Origin of the sequence: Anaerostipes faecalis, assembly GCF_018982945.1 — a bacterium.
In the GTDB taxonomy this organism is placed as follows: Bacteria; Bacillota; Clostridia; order Lachnospirales; family Lachnospiraceae; genus Anaerostipes; species Anaerostipes faecalis.
Map to the genome: position 1 here is coordinate 462,621 of NZ_JABRXE010000001.1, position 12,773 is coordinate 475,393.

16 protein-coding genes are annotated in these 12,773 nt (G+C 35.1%); 15 read left to right on the forward strand and 1 reads right to left on the reverse strand.

Annotated features, from left to right (window positions below; genetic code table 11):
* Nucleotides 1–3 precede the first annotated feature (3 nt).
* The 14 genes from KTB61_RS02240 (at nucleotide 4) to rsfS (ending at nucleotide 11,355) form a co-directional block, all read left to right on the forward strand.
* Nucleotides 4–954 (forward strand): AAA family ATPase, encoded by a 951-nt coding sequence (locus KTB61_RS02240; protein ID WP_216696703.1) that lies wholly within the window; start codon nucleotides 4–6, stop codon nucleotides 952–954.
* A 155-nt stretch (nucleotides 955–1,109) separates the two neighbouring features.
* Nucleotides 1,110–1,907, forward strand: a complete 798-nt coding sequence (locus KTB61_RS02245; protein WP_216696704.1) for a DUF58 domain-containing protein — start codon at nucleotides 1,110–1,112, stop codon at nucleotides 1,905–1,907.
* Nucleotides 1,908–3,935, forward strand: coding sequence for a transglutaminase domain-containing protein (locus tag KTB61_RS02250; RefSeq protein WP_216696705.1), 2,028 nt, complete (start codon nucleotides 1,908–1,910; stop codon nucleotides 3,933–3,935).
* 139 nt (nucleotides 3,936–4,074) lie between these two features.
* Entirely contained in the window at nucleotides 4,075–4,536 is a 462-nt protein-coding gene (locus KTB61_RS02255) for a C40 family peptidase (RefSeq protein ID WP_075758899.1), read from the forward strand.
* Nucleotides 4,537–4,684: 148 nt separating this feature from the next.
* Complete coding sequence (fabV, locus tag KTB61_RS02260) at nucleotides 4,685–5,878, forward strand: enoyl-ACP reductase FabV (RefSeq protein WP_216696706.1); 1,194 nt, start codon at nucleotides 4,685–4,687, stop codon at nucleotides 5,876–5,878.
* Nucleotides 5,879–5,880: 2 nt separating this feature from the next.
* Nucleotides 5,881–7,023 carry a ribonuclease E/G gene (locus KTB61_RS02265; RefSeq protein ID WP_216696707.1) on the forward strand — a complete coding sequence of 381 codons (1,143 nt, stop codon included), beginning with the start codon at nucleotides 5,881–5,883 and terminating at the stop codon, nucleotides 7,021–7,023.
* An 83-nt stretch (nucleotides 7,024–7,106) separates the two neighbouring features.
* Complete coding sequence (rplU, locus tag KTB61_RS02270) at nucleotides 7,107–7,415, forward strand: 50S ribosomal protein L21 (protein WP_075758896.1); 309 nt, start codon at nucleotides 7,107–7,109, stop codon at nucleotides 7,413–7,415.
* A gap of 17 nt (nucleotides 7,416–7,432) precedes the next feature.
* Nucleotides 7,433–7,759, forward strand: coding sequence for a ribosomal-processing cysteine protease Prp (locus KTB61_RS02275; protein WP_075758895.1), 327 nt, complete (start codon nucleotides 7,433–7,435; stop codon nucleotides 7,757–7,759).
* A 4-nt stretch (nucleotides 7,760–7,763) separates the two neighbouring features.
* Entirely contained in the window at nucleotides 7,764–8,045 is a 282-nt protein-coding gene (rpmA, locus tag KTB61_RS02280; RefSeq protein WP_008391483.1) for a 50S ribosomal protein L27, read from the forward strand.
* 149 nt (nucleotides 8,046–8,194) lie between these two features.
* The gene (obgE, locus tag KTB61_RS02285; RefSeq protein WP_075758894.1) at nucleotides 8,195–9,478 is read left to right on the forward strand and encodes a GTPase ObgE; all 1,284 of its coding nucleotides are present in this window, start codon (nucleotides 8,195–8,197) and stop codon (nucleotides 9,476–9,478) included.
* 21 nt (nucleotides 9,479–9,499) lie between these two features.
* Nucleotides 9,500–9,799, forward strand: coding sequence for a ribosome assembly RNA-binding protein YhbY (yhbY, locus tag KTB61_RS02290; RefSeq protein ID WP_075758893.1), 300 nt, complete (start codon nucleotides 9,500–9,502; stop codon nucleotides 9,797–9,799).
* Between the two features lie 15 nt (nucleotides 9,800–9,814).
* Complete coding sequence (gene nadD, locus KTB61_RS02295; RefSeq protein WP_075758892.1) at nucleotides 9,815–10,420, forward strand: nicotinate-nucleotide adenylyltransferase; 606 nt, start codon at nucleotides 9,815–9,817, stop codon at nucleotides 10,418–10,420.
* Nucleotides 10,407–10,988: a bis(5'-nucleosyl)-tetraphosphatase (symmetrical) YqeK gene (gene yqeK, locus KTB61_RS02300; RefSeq protein WP_143249360.1), complete on the forward strand. Its 582-nt coding sequence runs from the start codon at nucleotides 10,407–10,409 to the stop codon at nucleotides 10,986–10,988. Before nadD ends, yqeK begins: the two co-directional genes overlap by 14 nt.
* Before the next feature lie 10 nt (nucleotides 10,989–10,998).
* Nucleotides 10,999–11,355, forward strand: a complete 357-nt coding sequence (gene rsfS, locus KTB61_RS02305) for a ribosome silencing factor (RefSeq protein ID WP_075758890.1) — start codon at nucleotides 10,999–11,001, stop codon at nucleotides 11,353–11,355.
* A 236-nt stretch (nucleotides 11,356–11,591) separates the two neighbouring features.
* Here rsfS and lexA read toward each other — a convergent pair whose 3' ends face one another.
* The gene (gene lexA, locus KTB61_RS02310; RefSeq protein WP_216696708.1) at nucleotides 11,592–12,209 is read right to left on the reverse strand and encodes a transcriptional repressor LexA; all 618 of its coding nucleotides are present in this window, start codon (nucleotides 12,207–12,209) and stop codon (nucleotides 11,592–11,594) included.
* Nucleotides 12,210–12,366: 157 nt separating this feature from the next.
* Here lexA and KTB61_RS02315 point away from each other — a divergent pair, with 157 nt between their 5' ends.
* Entirely contained in the window at nucleotides 12,367–12,672 is a 306-nt protein-coding gene (locus KTB61_RS02315; protein ID WP_075758888.1) for a LysM peptidoglycan-binding domain-containing protein, read from the forward strand.
* Nucleotides 12,673–12,773 lie beyond the last annotated feature (101 nt).

A 12,773-nucleotide genomic window follows, 5' to 3' on the forward strand; every position in this document is an offset into this window, starting at 1 on the left:
AGTATGAAAGAGATATATATCTGTCAGAAGGCCCAAAGAGCCATGGGTGAGATAGAAAAAGTGATCATAGGAAAAAGCAGGATTATTCGTCAGGTTATGACTGCTATTATTGCAAGCGGACATATTCTGATTGAAGATATTCCTGGAGTCGGTAAAACAACTCTGGCTTTGGCATTTTCAAAAGTGCTTGGATTGGATTACCAGAGAATTCAGTTTACTCCAGATGTCATGCCGGCGGATATTGTAGGGTTTTCTGTGTACAAGCCTGAAATAGGTTCATTTGAATATCAGAAGGGTGGGGCAATGACCAATTTGCTTTTGGCTGATGAAATCAACCGTACTTCACCTAAAACACAGTCAGCTCTTCTGGAGGCCATGGAAGAAGGAAAGATAACCGTCGATGGAATTACCAGAGAATTACCACAGCCTTATGTAGTTATTGCAACACAGAACCCAATTGGTTCCATCGGAACACATTCTCTTCCTGAATCTCAGATGGATCGCTTTATGATCCGGATTTCTATGGGTTATCCTGATTATGAAAGTGAAGTATCCATGTTAAAACAAGGAAGAGTCAACGTGGCAATTGATCAGATCATAGAAAAGATAACGGCAGAAGAGTTGATAGAAATTCGGCAGGAAGTTGAAGAAATATATGTTCATGAGGATATATATCGATATATTGTTACTCTTGCCAACGCCACAAGAAATTCCAGAAATCTTGATCTTGGCTTAAGTCCAAGAGGAACGATTGCTTTGCTTCGGATGGCCAAGGCGAATGCGTATCTCTCCAATCGCACATATTTGATTCCGGAAGACATTAAACAGGTGTTTTTTGTAACAGCCGGTCATCGTGTGATAAAAAGTAAAGAGGCTAAAATTCAGAGAAAGGCCAACGGAGATATATTAAAAGAAATTATGAAATCGGTTCCGTTACCAAAAGGGAACCAGTGAGGTAGATTATGTATTTCATTATAATGATACTTTGCATAATTTATTGGGTAATATATGGGAACTTGATTGGGGGATGTCTGACGGCATCCCTGTTTCTTGTTCTCTTTTTTTCTATCTGTTTTGCAAAACGGGAAAAGAATATTATTAATCTGTCGATGGAACCAAAAGAACGGATCATTAGCGAAGAAGAAAAAATGGAAATGATAATAGAACTGACAGGAAAGCTTTTCCGAAATTCAAGATATTGTGAAGTAGAATACATTGTAGAATCTTCTTTAGGTAAAAAAAAGGAAAAAAGGAAATTTTGTTTTTTGTGGGGGAAAAGTGAAATAAGACCAGTTATCATAGATGAATTATGTACAGAATGTGATTTTTACAGAATTAGATTTACAGAATTGAAATGGAAAGATCTAACTGGTCTTTATGCAGTAAAAAAAACTATAAATAACGTCGAGGATTTTCTTGTGATGCCAAAAAAATTTTCTATGGAAAACATGAATAATCAATACCAGATGAAGGAAGAACAACAGAGTCCTTTTGAATACGACGGAATCAGAGATTATCACCCTGGTGATAAGCTTTCAAGAATTCATTGGAAAATATTTGCAGGTAAAGGTGATTTGTTTGTAAGAGAGTCAGGAGAAGAAAAATCGGAAACAGCTAATATTGTATTGAGTCTTAGAAAAGTAAAGCAAAATCAGTATTCGGATTATTTTTCAACTTTTTATTCTGTTGCCCAGTTTTTCCTTGATCACAATATTCATTTAAATATTTATTTTGGTAATTCATTTATGAAATTGGAATCAATAGATCAATACGAAGAATTATTTACAAAAATTTTTTGTGAGGACTTATGGGTAGATAAGTGTACAGATGAAGCTGATGGATTACAGATATTTGTTTCAAAGGGTAGACAAACGGTTGAAGATTATGCATACGACATGGAGATATAAATGAAGATTAGTAAAAATGAAATAGCTGAATATATTATGTTTGCATTGATTTTTTTTGCAATGATTCAAAGTATTTTTGATGGATTTTCTATTAAACAGTATCACTGGATTCTGGCTTTTTCAGGTATGGCAGTTCTTTTGGTTTCTTGTATTTTGATGGATTATTTTTCATGGATTGTTCCGTGTTACATATTTTTAATTTCAGGAATGATCGCTTTGAAAAAATCAGAATTGCTTAATGGATTTCAGATTATAATTAACAAGATAGTTGATGCAATTAATCAGAATATGGATTTGGGATTTTATTATTATATTTCTGTTGATTTAGAGCATAGCAGAATTGATAGTGTGATTGCAATTATTTTCTTCTTTGTATGTGCGGGATTACTGATAGGACTTATGAGACGAAAACCTTTTCCTCTTTTTATTGTTACATGTATTTTTCAGATAATTATAATGATTATGGCCCCATATGGAGTAACTTCTCCTTTTTTGTTATTTCTTGGTGCATGGATAGGATATTATAATTTGAAAAATAATAAAGTATATTTTGGAATTATAATATTCAGTTTGTTTATACTGGCTGTGATTCCACTTTATTTTTATGAACAGATTTCAATTCCAAAAGAAACATCTGCAAAGCGATGGTCGCTATTAAAAATTCGAAAAGTGATGCAAGGTAATGATTATGAAGTGAATGGTGGAGTTGGAAATGGTAAGATTGGTGGAGTTGGGGCTGTTTCTCCATCGGGTGTCAAACTTTTTGAGGCTTCATCAGATGATGAAAATACGTTATATTTGAAAAGTTTCGTAAGTGGAGATTATCAAAATGGACAATGGATGAAGAAAAAGGAAGACACATTAATTTTTGCAGGAGAACCGGCAATAGGACTTCCGTTTTTGTTCCCGGAATTAAAGATTAATCAGTTAATGCCTTTAAAAAGTCAGAGAGAGTTATTTACAGGAGATTCCAATCTTAGTATCAAATATCAGAAAATAAATGATCATGCATTGCTGATACCGTATTATGCAGATTTGAATCAATTAAATGGAGAAATATCCGGTGACAGGATGATGACAAAAAATGTAGCAGAAAGCTCGTATAATGTCAGATATTATAGTGTGAAAAACTGGGATCTTTTAGTAAAACAGGAAGGAATGGTTCAAGAAGAACTGATTTTTGATTTAAAAGACACTGTTTTAGAAGAAAATTATTTTCGTGCTATGGAAGAATATCAGTGTTATATAGAAGAAAAATATCTGGATGTGCCCCAAAACATTAAAGAAAAACTTCAGAATAAATACTTAAACCAGATTTCTGGAAACAGCAAATATGAAATCATTGATAATGTTCGGACATTTTTAAAAGAAAATTATCAATATACCTATCGTCCTGGTTTGACACCTGATGGAAAGGATCCGGTTCTTTTCTTTCTAGATGAAAAGAAAAAAGGATTCTGTACCCAGTATGCTTCAGCAGCAGTCTTTCTCCTGCGAAGTGCTGGAGTTCCGGCAAGGTATGTGGAAGGTTATAAAATAAGAAAGGAACAATGGATTAACGGAAAAGCTCAGGTGACTGATTATGATGCTCATGCATGGGCAGAAGTTTATGTTACAAATGTGGGATGGATTCCGATAGATGTCACTGGTACATTCACTGGAGAAAAAAACTATCAGAGTTTACAAAAAAAAGAGGAAGAAACAAAGTTTATCAGGAGGTCAAAAAGAGAAATTATCAGTAATGTTAAGGAAATTGTAACATTTATTTTGATAGCTGGTTGTATTACAGTTCTGCTTATTTTAACTAAAATGTTACAAAAAAAATATCAGTGGAAAAAGTTAAATAATCGAGAGAAAATAATTTATTATGAAAGCAGACTAAACGATAAAAATGCTGCAAAACAAAGTAAAATGGTGAATAGACTTGCTTATGAAATCATTCAGAAAGCAAAATTCAGTCAGTTGGATATAACTGATGAAGAGGTAAGGTTTATGAAACGCTATGTGAATGTACAAAAAAAGAAATAAATATTACATAAATGTTACGAATGATGAAAAAAACTTAAAAAACTCTTGACAAATTATTGAGTTATAGTGTAGAATGTTAAATGTTAAGAGAAACAAAAGAAACAAATTCTACAAGAATAACAATATATCAGGAGAAAGTATGAAACGATTATTTGCAAAAACATTAGTTTTGGTTATGATGGCGGCAGCAACTTTTACAATGACAGTACATACTAGTGAAGCAGATGCACAGGCAGCATCAAAAGGACAGAAAGTTGTTAATTATGCAAAGAAATTTGTTGGAAATAAGTATAAATATGGTGGTTCCAGTTTAACAAGAGGAACAGATTGTTCCGGATTTACAATGTCTGTATACCGTAAATTTGGGAAAAGACTTCCTCATTCATCCAGTGGACAGAGAAGTGTTGGTAAGAAGGTTAAAGGCGGATTGAAAAATGCTAAACCAGGAGATATCATTTGTTACAGCGGACATGTGGCGATTTATATTGGAAATAACAAAATTGTTCATGCTAGCAATTCTGCTCCATATCCAAGAGGTGGAATTAAAATTTCAAATAATGCAAGATACAGAAAGATTGTTACAGTCAGAAGAATTTTTTAATAAGAAGATAAAGAATGAAACCTTATAGACATGTTAATGTTTATAAGGTTTTCTCTTGCTTGACAGCATAAAGGTGAACATATTATAATTTTATGGAATACTTTGATATTTAAAATAGATGATTACAGTAAATGAAAGGGAGAATATTATGGTTATTAGTCCAAAAGTAAAAGATTTCTTATGTCTGACTGCTCATCCAGAAGGATGTAAAAAGAATGTTGAAAATCAGATTTCCTATGTCTGTTCAAAGAATTCAGCAATTCCTGGAACAGCAAAAAAAGTACTGGTTATCGGATGCTCTACCGGGTATGGACTTGCATCCAGAATCGTAGCAACTTTTGGATGTCATGCAGATACATTGGGAATTATGTTTGAAAGACCATCTAATGGAAAGAAGACCGCAACACCTGGATGGTATAATACAGCAGCATTTGAAGAATTTGCAGGAAAAGAAGGTTATTACGCAAAAACTATTAACGGAGATGCCTTTTCAAAAGAAATAAAGGATCTGACCATAGAGACGATTCGTAAGGATATGGGACAGGTTGACACTGTAATTTACAGTCTTGCCGCACCAAGAAGAACTGCACCGGACGGAATAACATACCGTTCTGTGTTAAAAACAACAGGAGAGGATTTTACCAATAAAAATCTGAATCTGAAAGACAATACCATTGGAATGAAGACGATTCCTGCTGCAAATGAAGATGAAATTAATGCCACAGTTAAAGTTATGGGTGGTGAAGACTGGAAGCTTTGGATCGATGCATTAAGTGAAGCAGGAGTACTGGCAGAAAATGCTGTAACAGTAGCTTACTCCTACATTGGTTCTGAACTGACTTATCCGATTTATTTTGAAGGAACCATTGGTGCTGCTAAAAAGCATTTACATAAGACCGCAGATGAAATCTGTGATGATTATAAGGAACAGGGTGTGAAGGCTTATGTTTCTGTTAATAAGGGATTAGTTACTCAGGCAAGCTCAGCGATTCCAATTGTTCCATTATATATGTCTGTTCTCTATAAAGTAATGAAAGAAAAAAATGTCCATGAAGGATGTATCGAACAGATTGAAAGGCTGTTTGCTCAGAAAAAACTTCTGACAGATGCAGTGACAGATGAAAATGGATGGATTCGATTGGATGACTGGGAACTTAGAGATGATGTTCAGGAAGAAGTGAAAAGAAGATGGGAAGATCTTAATTCAGATAATGTAAAAGAAATGGCTGATATTGATGGATACTGGGAAGACTTCTATCAAATGTTTGGATTTGATGAAGAAGGTGTAGACTATGAAGCAGATGTTGATCCGGTAGTTCCGGTAGCAAGTATCGAAGGATAGATATGTCTACAGAAATCATTGTAACAAAAATCGACTATCAGATAGTCAGTGCATGGCTGGAAAATCATAAAATTGTTGAATTTCAATGTATATCATCCCAAGAAAAAAGTCTTGTTGGCAACATTTATATTGGCAAGGTTAAAAATATCGTAAAAAATATACGAGGAGCATTTGTTGAATTCCAAAAGGGAGAATTGGGTTACCTTCCTCTTCGTAATGATAAATTAAAGATAGATGATGAGATTCTGGTTCAGGTAAAAAGGGAAGCTACAGAGGAAAAAAGACCCATGCTTTCTGATCGGATTGAACTGACCGGAAAATATCTGGTGTTAACTTCTGATAAAACATCCATAGGTGTTTCTAATAAAATAAGGAAAAAGGAAACCAGACAGCAGCTGAAAACATTTACAGAATCGCTGGTGACAGATGATTTTGGATTTATATTAAGGACAAATGCTGCCAGGGTTTCAAAGGAAGCAGTTTTGGAAGAGGCTGCAATTCTCGCTGAAAGATATCAGGAAATAATAAGAAAAAAGCAGTATAGACAGCCGTTTGTATTGCTGGATACAAATCAGAATATGAAAGACTTGATTTTATTTGGAAAAGATATAAGTCAGATTGATAAAATTATTACTGATCAGACAGATATTGAGGATTTGTTTCTAAATGAAGAAATCTGTGTTGAAATATTATCAGAAGAAGCACATGATATTGAACGGCGTTATCGCTTGAAACATTTTTTAAAAGAAGCATTATCAAAAAAAATCTGGATGAAATCAGGCGGATTTCTCTATATTGAACAGACAGAAGCAATGGCGGTAATCGATGTTAATTCCGGGAAATCTATTGGAAAAGGAAATAAAGCAGATCATGTTCGTAAAATCAATATGGAGGCGGCTAAAGAGGCAGCCAGGCAGATCAGGCTGAGAAATTTATCAGGTATTATTGTTATTGATTTTATTGATATGGAATCTGAATATGATAAGGACACATTGCTGCGGGTGATGCAGGGATATCTTAATGAAGACTCCAAAAAAGCTGTTGCAGTCGATATAACAAAATTGGGATTAATGGAATTAACCAGAAAAAAAGAAAGAAATCCATTATTATGTCAAATAAATATTGACAAAATAGAGAAACTTTGATATTATAACAAGGTATGCCGCACAGCGAGGTATAAGCATGGAAATCACCATAGCTGGCGAGATTGATAATAGGAGGTGCCGTGATGTACGCAATTATCGCAACAGGTGGAAAACAGTATAAAGTAAGCGAAGGCGATGTGATCAAAGTTGAAAAACTTGACGCTGAAGTTGGAGCTAAAGTTACATTTGATAATGTACTTTTAGTTGGTGGAGATACTGTTAAAGTTGGAACACCTACCGTTGATGGTGCGAAAGTTGAAGCTTCTGTTGTAAGCGAAGGAAAAGACAAAAAAGTCATCGTTTACAAATATAAGAGAAAAACTGGATACCATAAGAAAAACGGACATAGACAATTATTTACACAGGTAAAAATCGATAGTATCGTTGGATAATATCCGGAGATAGAGTTATGACAAAGATAACATTCTATCAGAGTGAAGACGGATCTTTTTCTGGATTCGATTCACAGGACCATGCAGGATATGACGTTGAAGGACAAGATATTGTCTGTTCAGCGGTTTCTGCACTGGTAATAAATTTCGTTAACTCACTGGATCAGTTTACCGATGATAACTATCAGGTAGATGTGGATCAGGAGAATGCGAGAATTAACGTAGTATTTACGGAAAAACTTTCTGCCGAAGGAAGTTTGTTATTAAATTCACTGATTCTTGGTCTTAGTGGAATTGAGGAAGAGCAGGAACAGTATTTAGATGTAATTTTTAAGGAGGTGTAACAAAATGATGAAAATGAACCTTCAATTTTTCGCTCATAAAAAGGGAATGGGTTCTACAAAGAACGGTAGAGACTCAGAATCTAAGAGATTAGGTGCGAAAAGAGCTGACGGACAGTTTGTAAAAGCTGGTAATATTCTTTACAGACAGAGAGGAACAAAAATCCATCCAGGAGTTAACGTAGGACGTGGTGGAGATGATACATTATTTGCATTAGTAGATGGTATTGTACGTTTCGAAAGAAAAGGTAAAGATAAGAAACAGTGTTCTGTACATCCAGTTGCATAATCACAGTCGGATGTAGAGACAGAGACATGCAGCAATTACGGCTTCAAATTCATATTTGAGGCCGTTTTTTTCTCATAAATGGTTCTATAACGGGATTATTTATGAGGAAAAAACACATTGCGCTTTATACAGGATAGGAAGGAAAAACAATGTTTGCAGATAGAGCTAATATTATTATCAGATCTGGAAAAGGCGGAAATGGGCATGTCAGTTTTCGCCGGGAACTTTATGTGCCTAACGGTGGACCTGATGGCGGAGATGGCGGACGTGGTGGAGATGTTATTTTCGTTGTTGATGAAGGAATGAATACTTTATCCGACTATCGTCACAGAAGAAAATTTAAAGCTGGTGATGGTCAGGAAGGCGGTAGAAGAAGATGTCATGGTGCTGATGGTGCAGACATCGTTTTAAAAGTTCCACCGGGAACTATTGTAAAAGAGAAAGAATCAGGAAAAGTTATTCTTGATATGTCCAATAAAAAAGAACCTGTTGTTTTATTAAAAGGTGGACGTGGCGGAAAGGGAAATCAGCATTATGCAACTCCTACCATGCAGGCGCCTAAATACGCTCAGCCAGGTGGTAAAGCTCAGGAAATTGAGGTTATGCTAGAGTTAAAAGTTATTGCTGACGTAGGGCTTGTAGGTTTTCCTAATGTTGGTAAATCTACATTTCTGTCCAGAGTTACCAATGCAAATCCAAAGATTGCAAATTATCATTTTACCACATTAAATCCAAATCTCGGGGTAGTAGATATGGGACAGGGAAAAGGATTTGTTATTGCAGATATTCCTGGTATTATCGAAGGAGCTTCAGAAGGTGTTGGTCTTGGATTTGAATTCCTGAGACATATTGAACGTACAAAGGTGATGGTGCATATGGTTGATGCTGCATCTGTTGAAGGAAGGGATCCGATTGCAGATATTTATGCAATTACAGATGAATTGAAGAAGTATAATGCAGATATTCTTGATCGTCCACAGGTTATTGCAGCAAACAAAATGGATGCGATGACAGAAGAAGATAAGGAAACAGTTCTAGATCTTTTAAAAGAGGAATTTGAGCCAAAAGGAATTAAAGTATTTCCAATCTCAGCAGTGAGTGGTATTGGATTGAAAGAATTATTATGGCATATTCAGGGAATGCTGGATGAACTTCCGGAAGGAGCCACGGAATTTGAACAGGAATATGAATTAAATTTTGCTGAAGAGGAAGGCGGAATTATAATTGAAAATCCGGAAGAAGGAGTATTTACTGTGGAAGGGCCTAAAGTCGAAAGAATGCTTGGCTACACAAACCTTGAATCTGAGAGAGGATTTGACTTCTTCCAGAAATTTATGAGAGAAAATGGTGTTATTGAACGTCTGACAGAAATGGGAATCGAAGAAGGAGACACGGTTCGTCTGTTTGATCTGGAGTTTGATTATTATAAATAATGAGAAATAATGGAGGGAAAAATGACAAGCAAACAAAGAGCATATTTAAAAAGTCTTGCCATGAAGCTTGATCCTATTTATAACATAGGAAAAGGAAGTATTTCACCTGAACTTGTTGCAGGAGTAAGAGATGCACTGGAGGCCAGAGAACTTGTAAAAATTGGAGTTCTGCAGAACTGCATGGATGATCCCAAAGATCTGGCTGAAATTCTTGCAGAAAGAACCAGATCCCAGGTGGTACAGGTAATTGGAAAGAAAATTGTATTATATAAGGAATCCAAAAAGCATAAAAGAATTGAACTTCCAAAGGTAAAAAAATAATTACTGGAGGCATTTATGAAAAAAATAGGGATACTTGGAGGAACATTTAATCCTATACATTTTGGACATTTGATTTTAGGACAATCAGCAAAAGAGGAATTCGGACTGGATAAGATTCTTGTAATGCCAACCAAAAATCCTGCATATAAAACCATTTCAGGAAGCGTTACGGAGCAGAACCGAACAGATATGATAAAACTGGCGATTAAAGATTTTCCTTTTTTTGAATTTAGTGATTTGGAGTTACGACGGGAAGGTACCACATATACTGTTGATACACTGAAAGAACTGACAAAACAAAATCCTGATAGTAAATATTATTTTATTATGGGAGCGGATTCATTGTATCAGATTGAGACATGGAAAGACCCGGATCAGATTTTTAGTATGGCAAATATACTTGTTGCTACAAGAAACGATTCAAGAAGTGCACTGGATGCTCAGATTGATTATCTTGAAGATAAATATGATGGAAAAATTTATCATTTAAATAGTCCAAGTATTGAAATTTCCTCTCACGAAATAAGGAAAAGAAATATTGCCGGTCAGAGCATTCATTTTTTCTTGCCGGAAAGTATCATTGGTTATATAGAAAGAAATGGATTATATGAGCACAAATAAAATAGAAGAAAAACTTTCGAAGGAATTAAAACCGGAAAGATATAGACATACACTTGGTGTTGCCTATACAGCGGCATCTATGGCAATGGTGTTTGACATAGATATTCACAAGGCATACAGGGCAGGATTGCTTCACGACTGTGCAAAAGGATATTCTATAGCACAGCAGAAAGATCTATGTGAAAAATATGGAATTTTGATAGATCAAACTTATAAGGACAGTCCTCAGCTGATACATTCTGCATTGGCTCCTTATGTTGCAAGAGAATATTATGGAGAACAGGATCCGGAGATTTTAAATGCAATAGAATGCCATACTACAGGAAAACCAGCAATGAGTATTCTGGAGAAAATTGTTTTTATTGCAGATTATATGGAACCTAATCGTAAAGATATACCTGGATTAAAAGAAGTTCGAAAACTGGCTTTTTTAGATTTAGATGTATGTGTATTTCAGATTCTTGAAAATACAATTGGTTATCTGAATGATATAGGCCAGTCTATTGGTGGCAGTACCATGGAGACCTATGAGTATTACAAATCAATAAATGACGGAAAAAAAGCATAAGGAGATTATAATGGAACAGGCATTAAATATGGTTAAAATTGCTTATCAGGCACTGGATGATAAGTTGGGTGAAGATATTAAGGTTATTGATATTCGTGGAATTTCTACAATTGCAGATTATTTTATTATTGCAGATGGTAGTAATAAAAATCAGGTACAGGCAATGGTAGATAATGTTCAGGAAGAACTTGAAAAAGCAGGATATTCCATGAAACAAATGGAAGGATACAGAGATGGAAGCTGGGTGCTTCTTGATTTTCATGATATTATTATTCATGTATTTGATAGGGAAAATCGTCTTTTTTATGATTTAGAGAGAATATGGAAAGACGGAGTGGAAGTAAATATTGAAGAAATAGGAGAATAATAACCTATAAGTAAATGCCTCAGATATCTGAAATACAGATGTCTGAGGCTTTAATATTATATCAGATGAGGGATGACTCCCGCCTCTGTAGGCGGTGAGCAACAATTATGTATCAGTGGCGGGTTTCAATCCCCCATCTGATATACGCTCCGCGAGGATGCGCAGGAATTCGGATTGGAAGTATGTCTGCTATGCAGACCCGAATTCCGCGCCAAGACTCGCGAGCGAGTCTTGAATTATTTCATAGAGCGATATAGACCAACAACTATTCCGATTATGGAAACTTCCTGAACGATAATGGGATCCATAAAATCGTTTTCAGGTTGTAATCGATAAAATCCATCTTCTTTATAAAAAGTTTTTACAGTGGCAGAGTCTTCAATCAGGGCAACAACAATATCACCATTAGATGCAGTTGACTGCTGTTCAACAATTACCATATCTCCATCTAAAATGCCGGCATTGATCATGCTTTCACCTTTTACATGAAGCATAAAGGTTTTTTTGTTGCTGACGAATTCAGGCTGCATTGGAAAATAATCTTCGATATTTTCAATGGCGAGAATAGGTTCGCCTGCAGTAATAGTACCGACAATCGGGATATGAACAATTTCACGTCGGGATAAATTAAAATCGTCATCAATTATTTCAATAGCACGAGGCTTTGTTGGATCTCTGCGAATATATCCTTTACGTTCCAGTGTCTCAAGATGAGAATGGACAGAAGATGTAGATCTTAAATGTACTGCTTCGCATATTTCACGAACAGCAGGCGGATAACCTTTTTCTAATATACGTTGTTTGATAAATTCAAGAATCTGCTGCTGTTTATCACTTAACTGTTCTCTTGACATAATATATCCTCCATTAAATTCTTATCAATATAATACCATAATAATAGTATCAAAACAAGTGTTCCCGAACAAATTTTCGAAATAGCATTGACAAACGGATGTTCGAATTGTATAATAAAGCTACAAACAAATGTTCGATACGAGTGGAGGGATACAGATGAGAATCAATAAAGGAAGAATTATTTTATTTATCATATTAATAGCTATTGCTTTGTTTATATCGGGAGTATTGTTCACGAGAAGCAGATCTGTTGTTGATGCGAAAGATCGCCGTGAGAAAAGATTTACAAGTATTCAGGTTGAGAAAGGAGATTCCTTGTGGTCTATTGCAGAAGAGCATATTAGCGATGAATATGAATCTATGGATCAATATATAGATGAAGTATGTGAGACAAATCATATTTATGATCAGGTTATAACAGAAGATATGTATCTGGTTATTCCCTATTATATAGATATCTAGAAGCAAAAAGGGTGAATTACTTTCATAAGAAAAATAAAACCTTCTCTATTGTTTAATTATCCACAGTTATAATCAAAGGGATATTTTAAGAGAAGGTTTTT

Coding starts and splice junctions, on each gene's coding strand:
- KTB61_RS02240 (WP_216696703.1), top strand. CDS start 4: ATGAAAGAGATATATATCTGTCAGAAGGCCCAAAGAGCCATGGGTGAG.
- KTB61_RS02245 (WP_216696704.1), top strand. CDS start 1,110: ATGGAACCAAAAGAACGGATCATTAGCGAAGAAGAAAAAATGGAAATG.
- KTB61_RS02250 (WP_216696705.1), top strand. CDS start 1,908: ATGAAGATTAGTAAAAATGAAATAGCTGAATATATTATGTTTGCATTG.
- KTB61_RS02255 (WP_075758899.1), top strand. CDS start 4,075: ATGAAACGATTATTTGCAAAAACATTAGTTTTGGTTATGATGGCGGCA.
- fabV (WP_216696706.1), top strand. CDS start 4,685: ATGGTTATTAGTCCAAAAGTAAAAGATTTCTTATGTCTGACTGCTCAT.
- KTB61_RS02265 (WP_216696707.1), top strand. CDS start 5,881: ATGTCTACAGAAATCATTGTAACAAAAATCGACTATCAGATAGTCAGT.
- rplU (WP_075758896.1), top strand. CDS start 7,107: ATGTACGCAATTATCGCAACAGGTGGAAAACAGTATAAAGTAAGCGAA.
- KTB61_RS02275 (WP_075758895.1), top strand. CDS start 7,433: ATGACAAAGATAACATTCTATCAGAGTGAAGACGGATCTTTTTCTGGA.
- rpmA (WP_008391483.1), top strand. CDS start 7,764: ATGATGAAAATGAACCTTCAATTTTTCGCTCATAAAAAGGGAATGGGT.
- obgE (WP_075758894.1), top strand. CDS start 8,195: ATGTTTGCAGATAGAGCTAATATTATTATCAGATCTGGAAAAGGCGGA.
- yhbY (WP_075758893.1), top strand. CDS start 9,500: ATGACAAGCAAACAAAGAGCATATTTAAAAAGTCTTGCCATGAAGCTT.
- nadD (WP_075758892.1), top strand. CDS start 9,815: ATGAAAAAAATAGGGATACTTGGAGGAACATTTAATCCTATACATTTT.
- yqeK (WP_143249360.1), top strand. CDS start 10,407: ATGAGCACAAATAAAATAGAAGAAAAACTTTCGAAGGAATTAAAACCG.
- rsfS (WP_075758890.1), top strand. CDS start 10,999: ATGGAACAGGCATTAAATATGGTTAAAATTGCTTATCAGGCACTGGAT.
- lexA (WP_216696708.1), bottom strand. CDS start 12,209: ATGTCAAGAGAACAGTTAAGTGATAAACAGCAGCAGATTCTTGAATTT.
- KTB61_RS02315 (WP_075758888.1), top strand. CDS start 12,367: ATGAGAATCAATAAAGGAAGAATTATTTTATTTATCATATTAATAGCT.